Raw genomic sequence first — 22481 nt, forward strand, 5'->3', positions numbered from 1 at the left:
GCGCTCAAGCCGCCGCTCCGGCGAGACTGACGTGGGACAGCCCGAGCGCCGCGATGCGCGACGACGCGGGCGGGTGCGAGTAGTAGAAGCGCACGTAGACCGGATCGGGCGTGAGCGTGGCGGCGTTGTCCTCGTACAGCTTGAGCAGCGCGCGCACGAGGTCGGTGGCGTTCGCGTTGCTGCGCGCGTAGGCGTCGGCCTCGTACTCGTCGCGGCGCGACAGGCTCGCGAAGAGGGGCGAGACGAAGAACAGGAAGGGCGGCAGCGCCATCATGAACAGCAGCAGCGCGAGCGCGTTGTCGGAGAACACCGCGTTGGGCGTGACCCCCAGGCCCGCATAAAAGCCCCACTGCGACGCCAGCCAGCCCAGCAGCGCGAAGCCGGCGAGGCTGAACGCGAGCGTCAGCACCATGCGCTTGACGATGTGGCGATGCGCGAAGTGGCCCAGCTCGTGTGCCAGCACGGCCTCGACCTCGTCGCCGTTGAGGCGCTTGAGCAGCGTGTCGAAGAAGACCACGCGCTTGCCGGCGCCGAAGCCGGTGAAATAGGCGTTGGCGTGCGCCGAGCGGCGGCTGCCATCCATCACGAAGAATCCCTTGGCGCGGAAGCCGCAGCGCTGCATCAGCGACTGCACGCGCGCGATGAGCGCGTCGTCCGCCAGCGGCTCGAACTTGTTGAACAGCGGCGCGATCAGCGTCGGGTAGACCACCATCGCGAGCAGCTGGAAGGCCGTCAGCGCGCCCCAGGCCCACAGCCACCACAGACCGCCGGCGGCCTGCATGATCCACAGCACCAGCGCGAGCAGCGGGCCGCCGATCGCGACGCCCAGCAACAGGGACTTGACCAGGTCGCTGAAGAACAGCGCCACCGTCGTCTTGTTGAAGCCGAAGCGCTGTTCGAGGCGGAACGTGCTGTAGAGATCGAACGGCAACTCGATCAGCGCGCCGATGAGGACGAACGCCCCGACGAGCAGCAGCTGGTAGGCCATGGCGCCCCAATGCGGCGCGACCCAGCCCAGCAACGCGTCGTTGAGCGCACCGAGGCCGCCCAGCAGCGTCCAGGCGATCAGCACCGCGCTGCCGAAGGCGTCGTTGACGATGCCGAAGCGCAGCTTGGCCAGCGTGTAGTCGGCGGCCTTCTGGTGCGCGTCCAGCGGCACGGTGCCGGCGAACGCCGCGGGCACGGCGCCCCGGTGCGCGGCGACGTGCCGCATCTGGCGCGTGGCCAGCCAGAACTTGACGAGCAGCGACGCCAGGATGGCGACGGCGAAGGCGATGGACAGGACGACGGGATTCATAAGCCTCGAGTGTAGGGGGTCGGGGTGGCGGCCACGCGGCGCGCACGCCGGCGTTTCGCCCCGAAATGGCGCGGGACCCCGGTTTGCAGGTGAGTCCATCGCCCGCAGAACACAAGAGGCGCGAACTTGACAGCTTGTTACGGGTGCACGCATGCCGGACATCCTCGACAGCACGCCGCCCGACTACCATGACCCGGAGGGCGGGGCGACCATGTGATGGAGTAGCTACCGTGAACAACCAGGACATCGACGGCAACGTGCCCCCCGAGGCGCCCGCGACCCCACCCGCCGCGCCCGACTCGCTCGAACAACAACTCGAGAAGGAACGCGAGGCCCGCGCGCTGATGCGCGACCGCCTGCGCAACACCGAGGCGCTGGCCGCCGAGTCGCACGCGCTGCGGGCGCGCATGGCCGAGGAGCTCGAGCGCGTGACGGCCGATCGCGATCGCCTGCGTGCGGAAGCGGCCTCGGGCGCGCCCTCCGCCGCCGCGTCGGGCGAGAGCGTGATCAAGCCCAAGCCCGCGCCGTCGCGCGTGACCGAGCCGCTCTACACGCCGACGATGAGCGCCGTCCCGCCGCCGCACGCCGCCGACCGGCCGCTGAAGCCGCCGACGCGCGCCGCCCGCAAGGGCCCGTGGGCGGCGCTGGCCATGCTGAGCGTGCTGGCCGTGGCCGTCGCGGGCGCGGCCTGGTACAAGGGCACGCTGCCGGGCGGCCGGGACGCGCAGGTCGCGGCCACGCCCGCCGCCACGTCGCCCGTCGATGTCGCGAGCAGCCAGACTGCGGCGTCCCCGCAGCCCGTGGCAGCGACGACGCCCTCGCCCTCGGCGGCCGTGGCGACGGCGGCGCCGTCCTCCGGCGCCGTCCCGTTGCCACCGCTGGCGCCCGAGGCCCAGCTGGCCGCGGCGCCGACCGCGGCGGGGCCGGCCGCGCCCGCGGACGCGTCCGGCCTGCCTGCGCGGCTGCGCAAGGCGCTCGACGGCGAGGGCATCGCGTCGTCGGTGGACGTCGACGCCGCGACCGGCCACGTGCGCGTGTCCGACGCCCAGAACGACGACGCGCTGCGCCAGCGCACCGACATGGTCGTCCGCGCGGTCTACGCCGGCGCCAGCCTGCCCGAGCCGCAGATCGAGCATCGCTGGCTGTCGCCGATGCGCGCGCACGAGACCATTGCGGCCGCCGACACGTCGACTCCCGCGCCACGCGCCGAGCCGGCGCGCCCGGAGCATCGCAAGGCGACGACGACCGCCGTGGCCGTCGCCGCCGTCGACGCGCTGACGCCGGTGCTGCCCGCGGGCCGCGTCACCGAAAGCTGCATGCGGGACCTGGCGGGCAAGGCCACGATGCACCGCGCCAACATGACGGCGTGCATGAAGCGCAGCTGCTGCAGCAGCGCGGCCAACCACAACTCCGAGGAGTGCCGGGCCTACGACAAGGCCTATCCGTTCACGTGCGGCGCCGGTTGAGCGGGCGTCCCGCGCGCCGGGCGGACGGCGCGCGATTTGCCACGAGATCGACGGCGGGCCCTTGCCTCGCGCAGGCCTATCCCCTCGTTCTCAAGTGCAAAGGAGTCCACGATGGACACGCTCAACGAAACCCTCAGCCATGACGTCATCTCGTCCGACCGCGTCGAAGGCACGACGGTCTACAACGATGCCGGCGACAAGCTCGGCTCGATCGATTACCTCGTGATCGACAAGCGCTCCGGCCGCGTGCGCTACGCCGCGCTCGAGTTCGGCGGCTTCCTGGGCATGGGCACGAACCGCTACCCGGTGCCGTGGAGCCTGCTCGAGTACAACACCGAGCGCGGCGGCTACGTCGTGCCCATCGACAAGGAAACGCTGGACGGCGCGCCCCGCTACGAGGAAGGCCGCCGCCCGGACTACGACGACGAGTACGGTCGCACGGTCTACGACTACTACGGCGTGGGCTGGTAAGTCCCGGCCGGCGCGTCCGCGAGCGCGGGCGCGCCGCCCTCGCGCGTGACCACGTGCGCGTGACGCGCGGTCGCGCGCCAGCGGCCGTCCGTCAGCTGCCACAGGTTGGTGAAGCGCCGCGTCGAGCAGACGCGGTCCGGACCGTCGACGACGCGGTCGCCGCCCATCACCACCACCGTGTCGCCGTGGCGCTGCATCGTCTCGATGCGGCTCTCGAACGACAGGTGGCACAGCCGGCCGGTCTCCAGCAATTGCAGCAGCAGCGGCTTGGCGAGCACCTTGTGCAGCGGCGAGTTGACGATGTAGTCGTCGGCGATCAGTTCGTCGAGCGCGCGCATGTCGGCGTGCAGGAACGCGACACGCAGCGCCTCCTCGCGGGCGCGGATCTCCGCGTCCCACGCCATGGTCAACGTCCTGACGCAAGAGCGTCGTCGCCGAGGAGCGCGACGCGCCGGCCGTCCTCGCCATCGACGAAGCGCACCACGAAGCGGACACTGCGCGCGCCGTCGTTGCCGCCGTCGCAGCGCAGGCCGTGGACGGCGCGGCGGATCTGGTGCAGGGTGCGCGCCGAGTCCGACTGCGGCGCGACGTCGTAGACCGCATGGCCGCGCAGCCTGAAGGTCACCGCCACGCTGGACGGCTTGGCGGCGTCGTCCCAGGCGCCGGCGAGCGCGTCGGCCAGCTCGGCGCTCGCCGCCGGGCAGGCGTCGCTCAGCGGCATCTGGCCGACGACGTCGACGCGCGAGATGTCGGCCGCCGAGGCGCCGAGCGCGACGGCGAGCAGGGCCGCGGCGGCCGCGACGGACCTCCACGGGCGAGGGGACGGGGTGATCGGGTTCATGGCGACTCCTGGAGGGCAGGTTGAGGACGCGAGGCCACGATAGGCAGCGGCGGGGATCGGCCCAAGGGCCTGTCGACGATCGTCCGGATGGCTGCGATGAACTGCCGCTGCGCGCGACGGGCCGTCGCCTCAGTCGAAGTCGTGGTCGAAGGGATCGGCCTTCGAAGGCGCGTCCCAGCCGTCGTCGTCGAACGGGAAGTTGGGGCCGAAGTGGACGTCGACGTCCGGGCAGTCGTCGTCGCCGTCGACGTCGAACGAGGAGCCGTGCTGGATGACGACGCGGCTGGCGTGGTGCTCGTGGTCGTGCGAGAACACGTGGGCGCCCGCGCCGTGCACGAGCGCGAAGGCCGCGATCACGGCGCCGAGGGCTTTCCAGGGATGGCGGGGGCTGGCGACGGGGTTCATGGCGGTCTCCTTGAGGCGATGGCTGCACGATAGGCCGCGCCACGCCGTCGCTCCAGCGCCACGCGACGGGCGTACGCAACGCCGTGACGAAGCGAATCCAGAGCCGACGGGCCGGATCCGCGGCCTGCGCGAGAATGGGACCATCCGCGCCGACGGCGCCTGAACTCATCCGCCGGGAACACCGATGACCGACACGCTGCTGAAGAAGTCCGACAACAACCTGATCTGGGTCGACATGGAGATGACGGGCCTGTTCCCCGACACCGACCGCATCATCGAGGTGGCCGTCGTCATCACCGACCCCCACCTGACGGTTCGCGTCGAGGGCCCGGTCTTCGCGATCCACCAGAGCGACGCCACGCTGGACGCGATGGACGCCTGGAACAAGGGCACGCACGGCCGCAGCGGGCTGATCGACCGCGTGAAGGCCTCCACGGTCGACGAGGCGCAGGCCGAGGCGGCGCTGATCGAATGGATGAGCCAGTACGTGACCAAGGGCAAGAGCCCGATGTGCGGCAACTCGATCTGCCAGGATCGCCGCTTCATGGCGCGCACGATGCCCAGGCTGGAGGAGTTCTTCCACTACCGCAACCTCGACGTCAGCACGCTCAAGGAACTCGCCAAGCGCTGGAAGCCGTCGGCGCTCGAGGGTTTGAAGAAGGCCGGCAAGCACACGGCGCTGGCCGACATCCAGGAGTCGATCGACGAACTGGTGCACTACCGGGCGACCTTGCTCAACGTCTGATCGACGGCAGGCCGGACATGACGCTTCGGCTGCGCTGGTCCACCGCGACGATTGGCGCGGGCATCGCCGTCGCGGCGCTGGCGACGTGGCTGCTGGCCTCCGGGCCGAAGTGCGGGCCGGGCAGCGACTGGCCGCGCAGCTGGGCCCAGGCCGTCGCGTTGAAGGACGCGTGGCAGCGGGAGTCGGTCTGCCGGCAGCCGGACGCGCAGTGCAGCTATCGCATCGAGACCGCGGCGGCGGGCGACATCACGGTGACGGTGCAGGTCACCGGCGTGGACGATGCCGGGCTGTGCATCGTCGCCACCGACAACCAACGGCACTACCACTACGCGCCGAGCGGCGCGCCCGCGGCCAGTTCGCCGCACTGAACGCGCGGGAGGCGCTCAGCCGACGGTCGCAGCCTCGCTCGCCGGCAGCCGCATCGGCGCCAGCCGCGTCCCCATCTGCCGCCGCACCAACACCAGGCTCACGATCGCCTGCAGGAACACGCTGGCGACCGACAGGTGCCATACGTCGATCAACGCGAAGCCGGCGCGGCGGCTGATCCACAGCGCCGGCAGCACGAAGGTCAGCAGGCGCGTGAACGAGCTGAGCAGCGCGGGCAGCGTGTTGCCCATCGCCTGGAACATGCCCGAGCACGCGAACACGATGCCGGCGCCGAAGAAGTTCCACGAGACGACGTGCAGGATGGTGACGGCGACCTCCGCGGCGCGCGGGTCGGCGGTGAACCACGCGACCGGCACCGGCGCCCAAAGCTGGCACACGGCGACGATCGACGCCATCAGCACCAGCTCGATCGCGAGGCCTTGCTTGAGCGTGTCCATGACGCGATCCGGCCGGCGTCCGCCGAAGTTCTGGCCCGCGATGGCAGGGATCGCGAACGAGACCGCCATCGCCGGCATCACCAGCGCCTGCATCACGCGAGCGGCGATGCCGAAGCCGGCCTGGGCGTCGGCGCCGAAGTCGCGGATGAGCGCGTAGTTGATCGAGTTCAGCACCACCATGATGACGAACTCGCCGCCGGCGGGCAGGCCGATGCGAAGCATCTGGCCGAGGAGCGCGAAGGCGGGCCGCGGCAGGCCGCCCGACATGGCGACGATGTCGCCGAGCTGGCGCAAGTAGCGCGCGAGCAGCAGCACGCCGACCGCCACCGACAGGCTGGTGGCCAGCCCCGCGCCGGCCACGCCCAGCGGGTGATGCGTGCCCCAGCCGGCGATCAGGATCGGCGCGAGGACGATGTTCATCCCCACGGTCGCGAGCTGCACCACCATGCCCGGCCTCGCGATGCCCGCACCGCGCAGCACCGAGCCCGCGACCGCCAGCACGAACTGCAGCGCGAGGCCGGGCAGCGACCACAGGATGAACGTGACGCCGGCGCTGGCGACGCCGGCGTCGGCGGCCAGGCCGCGCATGTAGCTCGGCCCGAGGCCCACGCCGAGTGCGATCGTCGCGACGACGCAGGCCATGCCCAGCAGCATGGCCTGGCCGAAGACGCGGCTCGCGGCCGCCTTGTCCTTGGCGCCCAGCGCGCGCGCCACCAGCGACACGGTGGCGACGGCCAGCATCTGCGTCAGCGCCATCACCAGCATCGTGACGTTGCCGGCCGCGGCGACGCCGGCGACAGCCTCCTTGCCGATGCTGGAGACGAAGTAGAGGTCGACCATCAGGTACAGCGTCTGCACCAGCATGCCGATCGTGATGGGCATCGCCATGGCGATGAGGTGGCCCCGGATGGAACCCTGGGTCAGGTCACGCATTTCTTGTTTCTCCCTGGATGCCGAATTCGGCGCGACGCCGCGGCCACGCCGCGGCGTCGCGCGCGCTTGTTCGATCGTCGGCGGACGCGCCGCTCAATTCGCGTCGGCCTGCGACGGCGGCTGCGCGACGGGCGGCAGCACGCGCGGCGGCCGGTTCGACAGCCGGTACGGCGCCTGGCGCCTGCGCAGCGCGCGCAGCAGGCCCTGCGCCTCGTCGTCGGGCCACTGCGGCATCTTGCGGTACTCGCTGCAGTCGCTCTTGCGCGTCATGAACTGGTGGTTGATCAGCTCGCGCCGCAGCGTCGCGTGGTCGCCCCAGGTGTGCCAGGCCTTGAGCACCTGGTTGACCTCGGCCTCGGTGTAGACGCGGCGGGTGTCGAAGCGCGTCCACAGCACCCACATCGCGAGCCGCTGCTGCGACAGCTTGGGCGGCCAGCGCACGAGCCGGCCGCTGAAGTCGAAGCACTTGAGCGTCTTGGCGGCGCGCTCGCTCAGGCGCGGCGTCGCGAGTCCGGGGTCGGGCGTGGTCGACGGGTCGAGCAGCTCGGGCGCATCGAACCAGAAGTCGCTCGAGACCGGCGGCGGCGCCGCCTCGGCGGCCGGGAGGCGTGCGGCCTCGGCCTGCAGCGCCTGCAGGTTGCGCTTGCCCGCGCCGCGCGCGAGCAGGTTCATCATCTCGACATGGCCGGGCAGCCGGCCGTGCGTGATCTGGTGGTCGGCGAGCGCGCGTTCGAGCGAGCGGGCGAGGGCGGAAAGGTCGGGTGCCGCATAGGGCACGACGGTTCGGGTCATGGCAAAGCCTCACGAAGACAGCGTGTGCTCGAGACGCCGCGCAGGGACGCGGCACCGGGGGTTGCCCTTGCCAGAATCGAGCTCACGCGGTGGTGAGACAGGCCTGAACGAAACGGAGCGTCTGGCGGTTCGCGAGGAACCGGAACGCGGCAGGTTTAGCGACGCTGGGGATGCCAGCGCGGCAACGCCTGGGTGAACTGCCGACCGAGGACGCCAGTCTAGCAGCGTCCGCGGCCGGAAGGTTCAGAACGAATAGCCGACCGCAACGATCGCCGCCTGGGGGTTGAAGCGGATCGAGGTGGTGCGGATGTCGCCGGCCGTGTCGGAACGGTAGCGGCTGTTGACGCGCGCCAGCGAGTACGAGGCGACGATGTCGATCTCGCGCGTGAGCTGGTACGACAGGCCGATCGTGCCCGCGGGGCCGATGGATCGCCTCAGGGACACCCGCGTCGGCCCGCCATTCGCCCCGTCGCCGGCCGGCGTGGAGCGCAGGTCGTAGAAGCGCGTGTAGTTCACGCCGATGCCCACGTAGGGGCGCAGCGCGCTCGTCGGCTCCATGAACTTGTAGTCGATCAGCAGCGTGGGCGAGAACCACTTGGCGGTGGCGACCTCCTGGCCGTTGAACGGCACCGAGCCGACCTTGTCCGGGCCCTTGCCGTAGGTCTTCACCGTGGGCGGCACGCCGCCGGCCAGCTCGAGCGTCCAGTGGGTGTCGAGGTTGCGCAGGTAGGCGAGGTAGGGCGTGGTGCTGTCGCCCACGCGGATGTTGATGCCGGCCGGCGTGAAGGGGCCGCTCAGGTCGTCGGCCTTGGTGTTGTTGTGGACGAAATAGGCGCCGACGCGTATTTCGTTGGCGGGGCCGAAGTCCTCGGCGTGGGCGCCGGCGGCGCAGGCCGCGAGCAGGAAGGCCGCGAGGCGGAGGGCGTGGGTGATCGTGCGTTGCGTCATGCTGGCCCTCGTCAGAAGTGGGCGAAGTAGGCTTGCGCGGCGGTCTCGCACGCGGTCTGCGTCAACGGGAAGTGGTAGTTGGCGACCAGGCCGTTGCCGACATCGGTGGCGAGCGTCGTCGGGTCGGTGACGCCCTGGCCGAGGTACAGCGCGGTTGCCTGCGAGGCGACGCTGGCGACCTCGAGCGCCATCACGCCCTGCGGCGAGTTCGGCACGCCCGGCGAGCTGAAGTAGCCGGAGAACGCGGCGTTGGTCAGCACCGCCGTCTGCACGTCGGCGCTGATCTTGGCCACGCCCGCGGTCGGCTCCGACGCGAAGACGCCGGCGGCGATCGTGCCCACCAGCGTCGGCAGCTGGCCGGCCTTGCTCGGGTCGCCATTGGTCGACGGGTCGATGTCGACCACGCTGACCTGGCCGGTGGCGATCAGAGGCGTCCACAGCGCCTTCATCGCGAGCGTGTTGATCTTGTAGAAGACCTCGGGGTCGTTCATGCCACCGCACAGCATGACCGGCGCCTTCGGCGTCCAGCCGCGCAGGTCGTTCTTCGCCAGGTCGGCGCGGATGCCCAGCGTCGGCGTGGCGGCCGGCGGCAGCAGCGTGGTCGGCGACGGGAAGAAGCCGTCGGGGTCGGCGAGCGCGTCCTGCGCGTACTTGATGCGCAGCGCGTTGGTGAACAGGTAGGGATCGCCGAAGCCGAGGTTGCCGATCGGGTTGCTGGCCGCGCTCGGCTGCGCCAGGATCGCGTCCAGCATCGCGTTGCCGCTGCTCGGCTCGGTGCCGGTGCCGGGCGTGGCGATGTCGAACACCGCGAACTGCGGCAGCTTGCCCGAGCTCACCAGCGTGGTGTACGTGTACTGGCCGGGGATCAGCGTGTCGATGCCGGTCGCGTAGGTCGAGCTGAAGATGTCGGTCGTCGCGTTGTAGACGTTGCCGTAGGACTGCTGGTAGCTGTTGGCGATCATGGGGTAGTAGATCGTGCCGCCCAGGCCCGGCGAGCTGTACGCGATCGCCGCGTCGCCGAACGCGACCAGCGCATAGGGGCCCGACATCGGCGCCGCTGCCGTGACGGTCAGGCCCTTGGCCTCCATCGCGCGATGCGTGGCCATCGCGACGTGGCCGCCTTGCGAGTACCCGGTGATGAACAGCTTGCCGTTGTCGGTGTCGCCCGACGGCAAGCCGTTGGTGAGTGCGGTGCGCGCGGCCGTCAGCGCGTTCATGACGTCCTGCGACTGCTGGTCGGCGTTGAGGTACGGGTGGTACGGCAGCGGCGACGAGTCGTAGCCGGCATAGTTCGACGCGACCACGATGTAGCCGTGCGCGGCGAAGAACGCGGCGATGAGCGCGCCTTCCTGCCAGCCTTCGTTGGTCGCATCGGTGATGTTGGCGATGTTGTAGGTCTTGGTGACCGCGGTGCCGTGCGTGTAGACCAGGATCGGCCGCGCGCCCGAGCAGCCGGTGCCGCCGGTGGGCGCCATGATCGCGCCCGACGCGGTGGTCTGCTCGTTCTTGCCGCCCACGGTCTGGTAGTGGAAGTAGTGGAAGTCGACGCCGCAGGTCGGCGCGCCGGCCAGCGCGACGAGTTGCTGGCCCTGCGAGGTGGCCGCCAGCTGCGCGGTGAGGTCGGCCGCGTTGAGCGAGGCGATGCGCAACGGCGGCGACTCGATCAAGGTGCCGGCAGCCGTGCTGTTGTTGGTCGTGCCGCCGGAACTGCCGCCGCCGCAGCCCGTCAATACGGCGGCGGCCATGGCCACCGCGCCCATTGCAATCTTCGATCGCATGTTGTCTCCTGAGGTGTTCTTCTGCGCCTTGGTGGCGTCAGCTCTTCAGCGCCGGAATGCCGGCGTCCATCGCACAAAACGATAGTCTTGACTAGTCGTTTACTCGATGGGGTGTTTCCCTGGGAACCGACTCCGGCGCGAGTAAAGCAATGTATAGGATCGCACATGGTCGAGCATGTCGCCCGCGCTCGAACGGCCAGTTAGCGGGCCGTTTTGCGCGCGGTACCGGACGGCGCACGACATAAGATGCGTGCCTGCTCCAGGAACTCATCGACATGCCCATCTCGACCTCTTCGCTGCGCCGCACCTTGCTCAATGCCGCTCTCGGCCTGGCCGTGTGCGGCGCGACGCCCGTCTTCGCCGACGACGCCGCGCCCACGCCCGCGCGGCCCGGCGACGACTTCTTCCAGTACGTCAACGGCGACTGGCTCGCGCACAACGAGATCCCGGCCGACAAGTCGTCGTGGGGCCCGTTCTCCATCGTCGCCGAGGATACCAACCAGCGCATCGTCAAGCTGATCGAAGCCGTCGACGGCGATGCCGACGCCCGTGCCGACGCACGCCAGGTCGCCGCGTTCTACAAGGCCTGGATGGACGAGGCCGGCATCGAGGCGCGTGGCACCGCGCCGCTGCGGCCCGCGCTCGCGCGCATCGCCGCGATCCGCGACAAGGCCGCGCTGGCCCGCGCCATCGCCGGCACGCTGCGCGCCGACGTCGATGCGCTCAACGCCACCACGTTCGAGACCGAGAACCTGTTCGGCCTGTGGATCACGCCGGACATGAACGACCCCGCGCACTACCGGCCCTACCTGCTGCAAGGCGGCCTGGGCATGCCCGACCGCGCGTACTACCTGGACGCCAGCCCGCACATGGCCGCGCTGCGCGAGAAGTACCAGGCGCACGTGGCCGCGACGCTCGAGCTCACGGGCTTCGACGACGCGCCCGCGCGCGCCGCGCGCGTGATGGCGCTCGAGATGAAGCTCGCCGCGGCCCACGTGTCGCGCGAGGATTCGGAGGACGTGCTCAAGGCCGACAACGTCTGGACGCTGCGCGACTTCAAGGCCAAGGCGCCGGGCATGGACTGGCCCGTGTTCTTCAAGGCCGCGGGCCTGGGCGACCAGCAGCGCTTCATCGTGTGGCAGCCCGGCGGCATCGCGGGTGCGGCGGCGCTCGTCGGCAGCGTCGACCTGGCGACCTGGAAGGACTGGCTCGCCTTCCACCTGGCCAACCATTTCTCCGACGAACTGCCCAAGGCCTTCGTCGACGAGCACTTCGCGTTCTACGGCACGGCGCTGCAGGGCACGCCGCAGTTGCCCGTGCGCTGGAAGCGGGCGCTGGACGCGACCAGCGCCGCGCTGGAGGAGCCCGTCGGCCATCTCTACGTCGACCGCTACTTCCCGCCCGAGAACAAGCAGCGCGTGCGCGAGATGGTCGGCCACATCGTCGACGCGTTCCGCCAGCGCATCGACAAGCTCGACTGGATGGCGCCCGCCACGCGCGCCGAGGCCAAGGCCAAGCTGCAGGTGCTCTACGTGGGCGTCGGCTATCCCGACCGATGGCGCTCGTGGGCCGGCTTGAAGGTCGTGCCCGGCGACGCGTTCGGCAACGTGCTGCGAGGCGAGCGCTTCCATCTTGCGCAGCAACTCGCCAAGCTGCACCAGCCGGTGGATCGTGGCGAGTGGTCGATGCCGCCGCAACTGGTCAATGCCGTCAACATGCCGATCCAGAACGCGATCAACTTCCCCGCCGCCACGCTGCAGCCGCCGTTCTTCGACGCGCAGGCCCCGGACGCCGCCAACTACGGCGCCATCGGCGCGGTCATCGGCCACGAGATCAGCCACAGCTTCGACGACCAGGGCGCCCAGTTCGACTCCAAGGGCCGCCTGCGCAACTGGTGGACGCCCGAGGACAGCGCCCACTTCAAGGCCGCGACCGCCGCGCTCGTCGCGCAGTATTCGGCGTACCGCCCGTTCCCCGACCTCGCCATCAACGGCCAGCAGACGCTCAGCGAGAACCTGGCCGACCTCGCCGGCATCGGCGCGTCGTTCGACGCCTATCGCGCGTCGCAAGGCAACAAGGCAACGCCCGACTCCGACCGCGAGTTTTTCCTCGCGTTCGCACGCGGCTGGTGCCGCAAGACGCGCGACGCCAAGCTGCGCCAACAGATCATCGGCGACGGCCATTCGCCGTCCAAGTACCGCGCGTTCACGGTGCGCAACATCGATGCCTGGTACGACGCCTTCGACGTGCAGCCGGGCCAAGCCATGTATTTGTCGCCGCAGGAGCGCGTGCGGGTGTGGTGACGGGCGGTTGCCAAGCGCCCAGCGGATGGCCGTCGCCACCGAAATGAGCCTGCGCGTGCCGGCTCATATCTTGAAGCGGGTGATGCGCATCCTGGGCATGGCCGGAACGATGAAGGCGGTCAGTTCGATGGGGGTCTGAGGGCCGAGCAACCCGCTTCTGCGAGCCGGCGCGTCTGCGCAGAAGCCGTGAATACTGGAGATCGATTCGCCGCAGTGGATCACCTCGCCCAACGCTGCTTCGATCCGGCGATTCCGGGGTTCTCGCACGGCCTTGGCCGATTGTGGACGCCTACGTTGCCGGCGGGACTTCGGATTGTGATCGCTCGCGCCGGGCCGCTGACGAATAGGCTTGGCCGAAGATGCCCGTGTAGATGGCGAGTCCAAATCCCCCGGGTAGCGTTGACGGTAGTTCAGACCCATTGAATGCCGGGCCGATGCCGCAGAACTGCAGGACGGCTGGGAGGAAGAAGAGGGCCACCCCGGCAATCATCAAGACATTGCAAAGCAGGCGCAGCCAGGCAGGACAGCCGCTGTAGTCCGGTGGCGCCAGAATTCCTTTGGCCTGCTGCCGCAGTACGAAGAGTGCGCCAACCGGCAGCACGCCAACCAACGTCGCGACTCCGAACCCCAATGCCGGCGCTTGGAGCGCGTTGGGCGCAACTGCGATGCCCCACGCAGCCAACGCTGTGCTGACCGCAATCCCAGCTCCCGACATCAGCAAGATCAGCGCATCGAGGGCGGGGTTGATCGTGGTTTTCACGGGGGGGAACTCAGTAGTTTCGCAATCATGAGCCGAGCTTCGGCGAAGACCGCTTCTGGCCGCCAGCGGGCTCGCTCAGGCGGCCGAAGGTCGATTGGCAGCGCATCTTCGGATGCTCTCGCGGAGAGGCCCAGCAATGATCGCAGCGGTTGCGGCAGGACGCTCGCCTTGCAGTGCTTCCCAAGGAAGAAGCTGATGCCATGTCTGTCCGATGTGCGGCACCTTGAAGCCAACCGCGGCAACCTTTGCATCCAGCCCGTCAGCAAGCCCTTCGATGCTCGCTGTAGCCAGCAGTTCGCGAACAAGTGGCTTGCTGCGACGCGCACGCACGGCCGCGATCCTGAGGGCCCATTGAAGATGCTCAGCGTGTCGCGCGGCGGGCGCCCGCAGTGCGTCAGGTCGATCCCGTTTGGTGATCTTCTGAAATTCACTCATGCGTTGGCGCTCCCTCCGATTGCCGTGCAACTCGAAACGGCCGGTGGAAATCGACAGATCCTGGCGGAGGCGCGACCGTCGTCCAAGGCGCTCAGAGGGCGTGTGCGCGCGTACCCTTCTCTTCACTGCCCCGCAGGCGGCTCCCACAATTCGACCTTGTTGCCCTCCGGATCGATGACCCAGCCGAACTTGCCGAACTCGGAATCGTCGGTCTTGTCGACGACGTTGCAGCCTTCGGCCTTGAGCGCCGCGATGAGGCCGTGGAGGTCGGCGACGCGGTAGTTCACCATGAACGGGGCCGTGCTCGGCGCGAACTGGTCGCTGCTTTCGGAGGCGATGGACCATGCCGTCGTCCCGCCGGTGGGCTTGCCGTCGGCGTCCGTCCAGTCGAAGGCCGCGCCGCCCCAGGGCTTGACGTCGACGCCGAGGTGATCCCGGTACCAGGCCTGCAGCGCCTTGGGATCCTTCGCCTTGAAGAAGATGCCGCCGATGCCAGTGACTCGCTTCATGTGACTCTCCGGGTGGGTGTGTGGCTCGCGTCGTCGGCCGGACGTCCGCCGTCCGGCCGCGATCGGCGATTACTTCGACGAGATCAGGTCGACCTCGAACACCAGCGTCGCGTTCGGCGGAATCACGCCGCCCGCGCCGCGCGCGCCGTAGCCGAGGTCGGCCGGGATCGTCAGCACGCGCGTGCCCCCGGCGGCCATGCCCTGCACGCCTTCGTCCCAGCCCTTGATGACCATGCCCTGGTCGAGGCCGAACACGAAGGGTTGGCCGCGATCCTTGCTGGAATCGAACTTCTTGCCGCGGCCGTTGGGCGCGGTGGGATCGGACAGCCAGCCCGTGTAGTGCACGGTGACCGACTGGCCGGACTTGGCAACGGGGCCGTCGCCGATCTTGGTGTCTTCGTACTGCAGGCCGGAGGGGGTGGTGGTCATGTCGTGCTCGCTCTGGTTGAGGTGAAAGGACGCTGTTGGCGCCGCGAAGGAAGGGATGATGCCACCGACCGCGCGCAGTTTGTCGGCCCAGGCCGGCACGGCCTTGGCGAGCCAGGCGGACGGCGTCTCGCAATGGTCGCTGCCGTCGTGCAGCGCGGCGGGCAGGCCCAGCACGCGGGCGGCGCGGCGCAGCGCGACGACGGCGTCGACGTCGCTGCGCAGCGCGAGCGGCCGCGCGCCGGTCTGCTTGGACAGCTTCTGGCCGTCGTCGGCGTAGACCAGCGGGGTGTGCAGGGTGCGCGGGGTGGGCAGGCCGAGCACGCGCTGCAGGTGGATCTGGCGCGCGGTGTTGTCGGCGAGGTCCTCGCCGCGCACGACGTCGGTGATGCCTTGTGCGGCGTCGTCGACGACCACCGCCAGCTGATAGGCCCACAGGCCGTCGGCGCGCTTCAGCACGAAGTCACCGACAGTGCGCGTGACGTCCTGGCGCTGCTCGCCGAGCAGGCGGTCGTGCCAGTCGATCACGACGTCCTCGCCCGCCGGCGTGCGCGTGCGCAGGCGCCACGCGGGTGTCCGCTTGAATGGGACGTCGGGCTCGCCATCGGTCGATTCGAACGTTGGCGGGCAGCACGTGCCCGGATAGACGCGCTCCACGTGCGCGACGTGCGGCACGCCGGCGCGCGCGAGCGCGGCGGCGATGTCCGAGCGCGAGCAGGTGCAGGGATAGGCCCAGCCGCTGCGCTTGAGTTGCGTCAGCGCGGCCTCGTAGCGGTCGCCGCGCCGCGACTGCCACACGGGCGGCGCGTCGGGCACGAGCCCGAGGGCGTCGAGCTGCGCGAAGATGCCGGTGTCGGCGTCGGGAATGCAGCGCGGCGTGTCGACGTTCTCGATGCGCACCAGCCAGCGCCCGCCGTGCACGCGCGCGTCGAGCCAGCTCGCCAGCGCGGCCACCAGCGAGCCGGCGTGCAGCAGGCCGGTGGGCGAGGGCGCGAAACGGCCGACGTACGTCACTTTTCCGAGGGCGGGCACGGGCCGCCGCGCAGAAGCAGCGCCGAGCGCGTCGTCGGGCTCTCGAGCTGCTGCAGCCACCACTGCAGCGCCAGCCCCTGTGGCGCCTTCTGCGGCTGCGGCGCGGCGGCGCTGCGCCAGCCGTAGGACAGCGGGGCCGTCATGCGCTGGCGCGCCACCTGCTTGACGACCAGCCGCCCGGCCGCGACGTGCTCCCGCACCAACACCTCGGGCAGGAAGCCGACGCCCAGGCCGATCATCTGCGCCTCCAGCTTGGCCTGCATGCTGCTGACGGTCAGCACGTCCTGGCCCGGCTGGATGTTGACGGTGATCGGCGACATGCGCTGCGCCGAGTCGGCGACGGCGATGCTGCGGTGCTGCTTCATCACCGCGTCGGTCAGCGGCTCCTCCGCGTTGGCGAGCGGGTGGTGCGGCGCGACGACGTAGACGAACGGCGCCTCGCCCAGGGGGCGGATCTCGATGCCCGCGGGCGCCAGGGTATCGGCAGGCAGGCCGATGGCCAGGTCGGCCGAGCCCAGCATCAGCGCCTCGGTGGTGCCGGCCAGCACCTCGGTGCGCAGGCGCAGCCGCGTGCCGGGGCCGGCGCCGTCGTGCAGCTCGGGCGGCCGCAACGCGTAGAAGGCCTCGCACAGCTCGAACAGCGTCTGGCGCGAGACGACGGCGTCGGCGGCAATGGTCAGCTGCGTCTCCCAGCCAGTGGACACGCGGTGCACGCGGTTGGCGACGGCGTCCATCTCGGCCAGCAGGCGCCGGCCTTCATTGAGCAGCTCGGTGCCGGCGGCCGTGAGCCGTGCCTGGCGCGAGCTGCGGTCGAACAGCAGCACGTCGAGCGCGTCCTCCAGCTGGCGCACGCTGTAGGTGAGCGCGGAGGGCACCTTGCCGAGCTCGCGCGCCGCGGCCGCGAAGCTGCCGGTGCGGGCGATGGTGTCCATCATCGTCAGCGCCTCGGGCGTGAGGGCGAATCGGCGGTCGAGGGTCATTCTGTTGGCCTTGAGGGACGACGCGGCGTTGGCGCCGGCGAGCGCGCGGCCGCTCCGGAGCGAGCCGGCGTGAGCCCCTTGGGGGCGGGGAGCGAAGCGAGCCGGGTCGTCATGTCATGCCGAGGAAGGCGCGCACCGGTGCGACGCTGGCATGCGGATCCTCTTCCTGCGGCACGTGGCCGAGGCCAGGCAGGATCACCAACTGGCTGCCGGCGATGTCGCGCTGGAAGTGCTGCGCGTTGGCCGGCGGCACCAGGTGATCCTGCGCGCCCCACAGGATCAGCGTGGGCAGCCTGAGCGTGGCGATGCGCTCGGGCGCGAGGTCGGTGGCGACGATCTCCATGCGCTTGTTGAGCGCGTGGCGGTTGCCCTCGCGCGTGAGCATCTCGAAGTAGCGGTCGACCAGCGCGCCGCTGACGCGCGACGGGTCGGCGTAGACATCGCGCACGCTCGCCTCGATCACGGGCTTGGGCGTGAGGTACTCGCCGATGCGGTTGACCACCGGCACGCGCGCCAGCTGGAAGCCCGGCGGGATGCGCTCGGGCACGAAGGCGTAGCCGGTGGCGTCGACCAGGATCAGCCGGTCGACCCGTGCGGGCGCCCGCGCCGCGACGCGCCAGGCCACCTCGCCGCCGAGCGAGTTGCCGCCGATGGCGAAGCGCTCGACGTGCAGCGCGTCGAGGAAGTCGAGGGTGAAGCGGGCGAGGTTGTCGACGTGGTAGTCGTCGCGCGGGTACTCGCCGGTGAACGGGCCGGTGAGGCCGAAGCCGGGCAGGTCGAAGGTGATGACGCGCCGATGCCCGCGCAACTCGCCCACCCAGCCCTGCCAGGTGTGCAGGCTCGCGGCCGTGCCGTGCACCAGCACCAGGGGCACCGGATCCGTCTTCGGGCCCTCGTCGCGGAAGTGCACGAACTGGCCCTTGACGTACATGAAGTCCGACGGCGGCGGCGCCCACAGCGTGACGAGGCTGTCGACGCTGCGATCGGGCGCGTGCGTCAGCGTGACGGCCAGCGCCGTCAGCATCAGCAGCACGCCGAGGGCGCGGACGAGGGCCTGCATCAGCGCGGCTCCGCTTCGGCGGCCACCCGCTCGCACGGCGGCGGCTCGCCCGGCTCGAGGTCGGCGGCGACGGTGCGGCGCTCGTCGAAGACGAAGCATTCGCCGCGCCACCCGGGCGCCGTGCCGCCGGTGGCCGCGAAGTAGCCGAGGATGCCGCCTTCCAGCTGCAGGACGTCGGGCAGCGCGCGTTCGCGCATGTAGAGCGCGGCCTTCTCGCAGCGGATGCCGCCGGTGCAGAAGCTCACCACGGTCTTGCCGGCCAACTCGGCGCGATGGGCGTCGAAGGCGGCGGGGAAATCGGAGAACTTGTCGATGCGCCAGTCGTGCGCGCCCTCGAAGGTGCCGGCGTCGACCTCGAACGCGTTGCGGGTGTCGAGCAGGGCGACCTCGCGGCCGTCGTCGTCGCGGCCCTGCGCGAGCCAGCGCGCGAGCGTGGCCGGTTCCACCGACGCCGCGCGGCCCTGCTGCGGCTGGATCGTCGGGTGGTTCATGCGGATCAGCTCGTTCTTGATCTTCACCTTCAGGCGCCTGAACGGCATCGTGTCGCTGAAGCTGTCCTTCGTCGGCAGGCCCGCGAACGGCGGCTCCGCGTGCAGCGCGTGCGCGATCCAGCCGCGCAGCGCCGGCTCCTCGCCGGCCATGAACAGGTTGATGCCCTCGTGGGCGATCAGCACGGTGCCCTTGAGGCCGGCGGCCTCGGCGCTGGCCTGGAGGCGGTCGCGCAGCGCGGGCAGGTCGTCGAGCTCGACGAAGCGGTAGGTGGAGATGTTGAGGAACGGCATGGGAACGGCAGTCGAGGATGCATTTTCGCCTGCTCGGCCGGCCTGTGCGCCTAGCACAGCTTTTCGGGCGAAAACTGCCCATTCCGCGCCGGGCGCCCTGCGCCCGGCTCCCTACAATCGGTGCATGGCCTTCGTTCACCTGCGCACCCATTCCGAGTTCTCCGTCGTCGACGGCACGCTACGCATCGACGACGTGGCGCCGGCGGCCAAGGCGGACGGGCAGGTGGCGCTCGGCATCACCGACTTGTCCAACCTGTTCGGCGCCATCAAGTTCTACAAGGCCTGCCGCGGCAAGGGCGTCAAGCCCATCATCGGCGTCGACGTGTGGATGGATCCGCTGCCCGACGCCGCCGACCGCGTGCCGACCCGCCTGGCCCTGCTGGTGCAGGACAGGCAGGGCTACCTCAACCTGTGCGAGCTGCTGGGCCGCAGCTGGACGAAGAACGTCCAGCGCGCGCAGGCCTGGGTGCGCTGGGACTGGCTGGAGGAACTCGGCGGCGGGATGATCGCGCTGTCCGGCGCCGATCTCGGCGTGGTCGGCCAGGCGCTGCTGGGCGGCGACACGGCGCGCGCCGAGGCCGCGGCGCAGGAACTTGCTCGCATCTTCCCGGGCCGCTTCTATCTCGAGCTGCAACGCGCCGGCCTGCCCACGCACGAGGCCCACGTGCGCGCCACGGTGCCGCTCGCCGCCCGGCTGCAGATCCCGGTCGTGGCCACGCACCCGGTGCAGTTCCTCGAGCCGGACGACTTCGACGCCCACGAGGCGCGCGTGTGCATCGCCGAAGGCGAGACGCTGGCCAACCCGCGCCGCGTCAAGCGCTTCACGCGCGAGCAGTACTTCAAGTCGCAGGCGCAGATGGAGGCGCTGTTCGCCGACATCCCGTCGGCCATCGCCAATTCGGTGGAGATCGCGCGCCGCTGCAACCTCACGCTGGCGATGGGCAAGAACTACCTGCCCAACTTCCCCACGCCGATCTTGGCCGACGGCAGCGCGATGCCCATGGGCGACTACTTCCGCCAGCTGAGCTTCGACGGGCTGGAGGAACGCCTGCTGCAGCTGTTCCCCGATGTCGCGAAGCGCGACGCGAAGCGACCCGAGTACGTCGAGCGCCTCGAGTTCGAGATCAAGACGATCCTGAACATGGGCTTCCCGGGCTACTTCCTGATCGTGTCGGACTTCATCCTGTGGGCGAAGACGCATGGCTGCCCGGTGGGCCCGGGGCGGGGATCGGGCGCCGGCTCGCTGGTCGCCTACGCGCTCAAGATCACCGACCTCGACCCGCTCGAGTACAAGCTGCTGTTCGAACGCTTCCTCAATCCGGAACGCGTTTCGATGCCCGACTTCGACATCGACTTCTGCCAGGGCAACCGCGACCGCGTCATCGACTACGTCAAGGACAAGTACGGCCGCGACGCCGTCAGCCAGATCGCCACCTTCGGCACCATGGCGGCCAAGGCGGCGCTGCGCGACATCGGGCGGGTGCTGGGCATGGGCTACGGCCACGTCGACTCGATCGCCAAGCTGATCGTCGCGCCCCCGGGCAAGACGGTGACGCTGGCCAAGGTGCCCGCGGATCCGGATCCGGGCATCGTGTACGCGCGCAAGGAGGCCCCCGAGATCGACCAGCGCGAGGCCGCCGAAGAAGAAGTCGCCGAGCTGCTGGCGCTGGCCACGCGCGTCGAGGGCATCGTGCGCAACATCGGCATGCACGCCGGCGGCGTGCTGATCGCGCCCGGCAAGATCACCGACTTCTGCCCGCTGTACCAGCAACCGGGCAGCGAGTCGGCGGTGAGCCAGTTCGACAAGGACGACGTCGAGGCCATCGGCCTGGTCAAGTTCGACTTCCTGGGCCTGGCCACGCTGACCATCCTCGAGCTCGCGAAGGACTTCATCCTGGCGCGTCGCCCCGACCGCGCCGGCTTCAACTTCGAATCGCTGACGCTGGACGACCCGAAGGTCTACCGCCTGTTCTCGGACGGCCTGACCGAGTCGGTGTTCCAGTTCGAATCGCGCGGCATGCAGGGCATGTTGCGCGATGCCAAGCCCAGCCGCTTCGGCGACCTGATCGCGCTGGTGGCGCTGTACCGACCGGGCCCGATGGACCTGATTCCCACCTTCGTCGCGCGCAAGCACGGCAAGGAGACGGTGGAGTACCCGCATCCGCTGGTCGAGCCGGTGCTGTCCGAGACCTACGGCATCATGGTCTACCAGGAGCAGGTGATGCAGACCGCCCAGGTGCTGGGCGGTTACTCGCTGGGCGGCGCCGACATGCTGCGCCGCGCAATGGGCAAGAAGAAGGCCGAGGAGATGGCCAAGCATCGCGAGATCTTCCGCGAGGGCGCCGCCAAGAACAAGATCGACGCGGACGAGGCCGACAAGATCTTCGACCTGATGGAGAAGTTCGCGGGCTACGGCTTCAACAAGTCGCACGCCGCCGCCTACGCGCTGCTGTCGTACCACACGGCCTGGCTGAAGGCGCATTGCCCCGCGGAGTTCTACGCGGCCAACATGACCATCGAAATGGGCGACAGCGAGAAGCTCAAGGTACTTCTCGCCGATGCCAAGCAGTTCGGCATCTCGTTCGTCTCGCCCGACGTCAACGTCTGCGTGCACCGCTTCGAGCCGGCGCCGGGGCGCGCCGGCGACAAGCTGATCCACTACGGCCTGGGCGCCGTCAAGGGCACGGGGCAGGGCGCGGTCGAGGCGATCGTGGCCGCCCGCGAGGGCCGCACCGAGCAAAGCGATGTCGCGCGTCCGTTCAGCAGCATCTTCGACTTTGCCAAGCGGGTCGACCGCTCGCGTGTCAACAAGCGCGTGGTCGACGCGCTGGTCAAGGCCGGGGCCTTCGACCCGCTGCATCCCGACCGCGCCTGCACGCTCGCCAGCGTGGGCCTGGCCTTCGAATGGGCCGACGCCCAGGCCGCGCACGCGCAGCAGTCGGGGCTGTTCGACTTCGGCGGCGCCGACGAGCACGGCGCGTCCACGCAGGAGCCGGCGCTCGTGCAGGCCGAGCCCTGGAGCATCCGCGAGAAGCTCACGCTGGAGAAGACCGCCATCGGCTTCTACCTGTCGGGTCACATGTTCGACCAGTACGAGCCCGAGGTGCGCAAGTTCTGCAAGCGCCGCATCGCCGACCTGATCGACTCGCGCGAACCGCAGGTGCTGTGCGGCATCGTCAGCGACCTGCGCATCATCAACGGCCAGCGCGGGCGCGTGGCCATCTTCAAGGTGGACGACCGCAGCGAGGCGATCGAGGCCGTGGCCAACGAGGAATTGCTGGACGCCAACCGCGACGCGCTGCGCGACGACGAACTGCTGGTGGTGCAGGGCAAGGTGCAGCCGGATCGCTTCTCCGGCGGCCTGCGGCTCAACGTCACGCAGATCTGGGATCTCGCGGCGGCGCGCGCGCGCTTCGGCCGCTACCTGTCGGTGCAGGCCGACGGCAACATCGGCCCGCTGACCGAGCTCGTCAAGCAATGGCCGGCGCGGCGATCCAGCACCGAGCACGGCGAGTCCGTGCACGGCCTGGGCGTGCGCGTGAAGGTGCGCACGCAGGGGGCGGCGGCCGAACTCGACCTGGGTGACCAGGGCCGCTTCTGGCCCAGCGACGACGCGCTCGCCCGCTGGAAGCAGATCATGCCGACCCAGTCGCCGCAGGTGGTCTACGACTGATCGGGAGTTAGGGATGAAACC

General features: G+C 70.1%; 21 protein-coding genes and 1 pseudogene. 6 read left to right on the forward strand and 16 right to left on the reverse strand.

Annotation, left to right across the window (positions count from 1 at the left end; translation table 11 throughout):
- Nucleotides 1–4: 4 nt before the first annotated feature.
- A complete protein-coding gene (locus LPC04_RS15160) occupies nt 5–1297 on the reverse strand; it encodes a M48 family metallopeptidase (RefSeq protein ID WP_275683089.1) in 1293 nt (430 codons plus the stop codon).
- A gap of 230 nt (nt 1298–1527) precedes the next feature.
- Here LPC04_RS15160 and LPC04_RS15165 point away from each other — a divergent pair, with 230 nt between their 5' ends.
- Both LPC04_RS15165 and LPC04_RS15170 read left to right on the forward strand, forming a co-directional pair.
- Nucleotides 1528–2763: a hypothetical protein gene (locus tag LPC04_RS15165; RefSeq protein WP_275683090.1), complete on the forward strand. Its 1236-nt coding sequence runs from the start codon at nt 1528–1530 to the stop codon at nt 2761–2763.
- Nucleotides 2764–2874: 111 nt separating this feature from the next.
- The gene (locus LPC04_RS15170) at nt 2875–3234 is read left to right on the forward strand and encodes a PRC-barrel domain-containing protein (RefSeq protein ID WP_275683091.1); all 360 of its coding nucleotides are present in this window, start codon (nt 2875–2877) and stop codon (nt 3232–3234) included.
- Here the strand turns inward: LPC04_RS15170 and LPC04_RS15175 are convergent.
- The 3 genes from LPC04_RS15175 to LPC04_RS15185 form a co-directional block, all read right to left on the reverse strand.
- Nucleotides 3216–3638, reverse strand: a complete 423-nt coding sequence (locus tag LPC04_RS15175) for a nuclear transport factor 2 family protein (RefSeq protein WP_275683092.1) — start codon at nt 3636–3638, stop codon at nt 3216–3218. The genes LPC04_RS15170 and LPC04_RS15175 overlap by 19 nt on opposite strands.
- 2 nt (nt 3639–3640) lie before the next feature.
- A complete protein-coding gene (locus tag LPC04_RS15180) occupies nt 3641–4075 on the reverse strand; it encodes a hypothetical protein (RefSeq protein WP_275683093.1) in 435 nt (144 codons plus the stop codon).
- A 129-nt stretch (nt 4076–4204) separates the two neighbouring features.
- Nucleotides 4205–4480, reverse strand: a complete 276-nt coding sequence (locus LPC04_RS15185; protein WP_275683094.1) for a hypothetical protein — start codon at nt 4478–4480, stop codon at nt 4205–4207.
- A 184-nt stretch (nt 4481–4664) separates the two neighbouring features.
- Between LPC04_RS15185 and orn the strand changes: the two genes are divergently transcribed.
- A complete protein-coding gene (gene orn / locus LPC04_RS15190; RefSeq protein ID WP_275683095.1) occupies nt 4665–5225 on the forward strand; it encodes an oligoribonuclease in 561 nt (186 codons plus the stop codon).
- A gap of 17 nt (nt 5226–5242) precedes the next feature.
- Nucleotides 5243–5593, forward strand: coding sequence for a hypothetical protein (locus LPC04_RS15195; RefSeq protein WP_275683096.1), 351 nt, complete (start codon nt 5243–5245; stop codon nt 5591–5593).
- A gap of 15 nt (nt 5594–5608) precedes the next feature.
- On the opposite strand, the gene LPC04_RS15200 is transcribed toward LPC04_RS15195, so the two are convergent.
- The 4 genes from LPC04_RS15200 to LPC04_RS15215 form a co-directional block, all read right to left on the reverse strand.
- Nucleotides 5609–6982: an MATE family efflux transporter gene (locus LPC04_RS15200; RefSeq protein ID WP_275683097.1), complete on the reverse strand. Its 1374-nt coding sequence runs from the start codon at nt 6980–6982 to the stop codon at nt 5609–5611.
- Between the two features lie 93 nt (nt 6983–7075).
- Nucleotides 7076–7774, reverse strand: a complete 699-nt coding sequence (locus tag LPC04_RS15205; RefSeq protein ID WP_275683098.1) for a DUF2087 domain-containing protein — start codon at nt 7772–7774, stop codon at nt 7076–7078.
- A gap of 243 nt (nt 7775–8017) precedes the next feature.
- The gene (locus tag LPC04_RS15210) at nt 8018–8722 is read right to left on the reverse strand and encodes an OmpW/AlkL family protein (RefSeq protein WP_275683099.1); all 705 of its coding nucleotides are present in this window, start codon (nt 8720–8722) and stop codon (nt 8018–8020) included.
- Nucleotides 8723–8733: 11 nt separating this feature from the next.
- Nucleotides 8734–10500 (reverse strand): alpha/beta hydrolase family protein, encoded by a 1767-nt coding sequence (locus tag LPC04_RS15215; RefSeq protein WP_275683100.1) that lies wholly within the window; start codon nt 10498–10500, stop codon nt 8734–8736.
- 275 nt (nt 10501–10775) lie between these two features.
- Between LPC04_RS15215 and LPC04_RS15220 the strand changes: the two genes are divergently transcribed.
- Nucleotides 10776–12803, forward strand: a complete 2028-nt coding sequence (locus LPC04_RS15220) for a M13 family metallopeptidase (RefSeq protein ID WP_275683101.1) — start codon at nt 10776–10778, stop codon at nt 12801–12803.
- A gap of 289 nt (nt 12804–13092) precedes the next feature.
- Here LPC04_RS15220 and LPC04_RS15225 read toward each other — a convergent pair whose 3' ends face one another.
- The 8 genes and pseudogenes from LPC04_RS15225 to LPC04_RS15260 form a co-directional block, all read right to left on the reverse strand.
- The gene (locus LPC04_RS15225; protein WP_275683102.1) at nt 13093–13563 is read right to left on the reverse strand and encodes a hypothetical protein; all 471 of its coding nucleotides are present in this window, start codon (nt 13561–13563) and stop codon (nt 13093–13095) included.
- 75 nt (nt 13564–13638) lie between these two features.
- Nucleotides 13639–13998 carry a hypothetical protein gene (locus LPC04_RS15230; RefSeq protein ID WP_275683103.1) on the reverse strand — a complete coding sequence of 120 codons (360 nt, stop codon included), beginning with the start codon at nt 13996–13998 and terminating at the stop codon, nt 13639–13641.
- Between the two features lie 122 nt (nt 13999–14120).
- Nucleotides 14121–14507 carry a VOC family protein gene (locus LPC04_RS15235; protein WP_275683104.1) on the reverse strand — a complete coding sequence of 129 codons (387 nt, stop codon included), beginning with the start codon at nt 14505–14507 and terminating at the stop codon, nt 14121–14123.
- Nucleotides 14508–14576: 69 nt separating this feature from the next.
- Nucleotides 14577–14936 carry an FKBP-type peptidyl-prolyl cis-trans isomerase gene (locus tag LPC04_RS15240; RefSeq protein WP_275683205.1) on the reverse strand — a complete coding sequence of 120 codons (360 nt, stop codon included), beginning with the start codon at nt 14934–14936 and terminating at the stop codon, nt 14577–14579.
- An 87-nt stretch (nt 14937–15023) separates the two neighbouring features.
- Nucleotides 15024–15947, reverse strand: a pseudogene (gene gluQRS, locus LPC04_RS15245) (tRNA glutamyl-Q(34) synthetase GluQRS); the annotation flags it as partial.
- Nucleotides 15944–16945: a LysR family transcriptional regulator gene (locus LPC04_RS15250; RefSeq protein WP_275683105.1), complete on the reverse strand. Its 1002-nt coding sequence runs from the start codon at nt 16943–16945 to the stop codon at nt 15944–15946. The pseudogene gluQRS and the gene LPC04_RS15250, both read right to left, overlap by 4 nt.
- A 109-nt stretch (nt 16946–17054) precedes the next feature.
- The gene (locus LPC04_RS15255) at nt 17055–18005 is read right to left on the reverse strand and encodes an alpha/beta fold hydrolase (protein ID WP_275683106.1); all 951 of its coding nucleotides are present in this window, start codon (nt 18003–18005) and stop codon (nt 17055–17057) included.
- Nucleotides 18005–18787 (reverse strand): sulfurtransferase, encoded by a 783-nt coding sequence (locus tag LPC04_RS15260; protein WP_275683107.1) that lies wholly within the window; start codon nt 18785–18787, stop codon nt 18005–18007. The genes LPC04_RS15255 and LPC04_RS15260 overlap by 1 nt, the downstream gene beginning before the upstream one ends.
- A gap of 124 nt (nt 18788–18911) precedes the next feature.
- Between LPC04_RS15260 and dnaE the strand changes: the two genes are divergently transcribed.
- Nucleotides 18912–22460 (forward strand): DNA polymerase III subunit alpha, encoded by a 3549-nt coding sequence (gene dnaE, locus LPC04_RS15265; protein ID WP_275683108.1) that lies wholly within the window; start codon nt 18912–18914, stop codon nt 22458–22460.
- Nucleotides 22461–22481 lie beyond the last annotated feature (21 nt).

This window comes from Scleromatobacter humisilvae, from assembly GCF_023231945.1.
GTDB classification, from domain to species: domain Bacteria; phylum Pseudomonadota; class Gammaproteobacteria; order Burkholderiales; family Burkholderiaceae_C; genus Scleromatobacter; species Scleromatobacter humisilvae.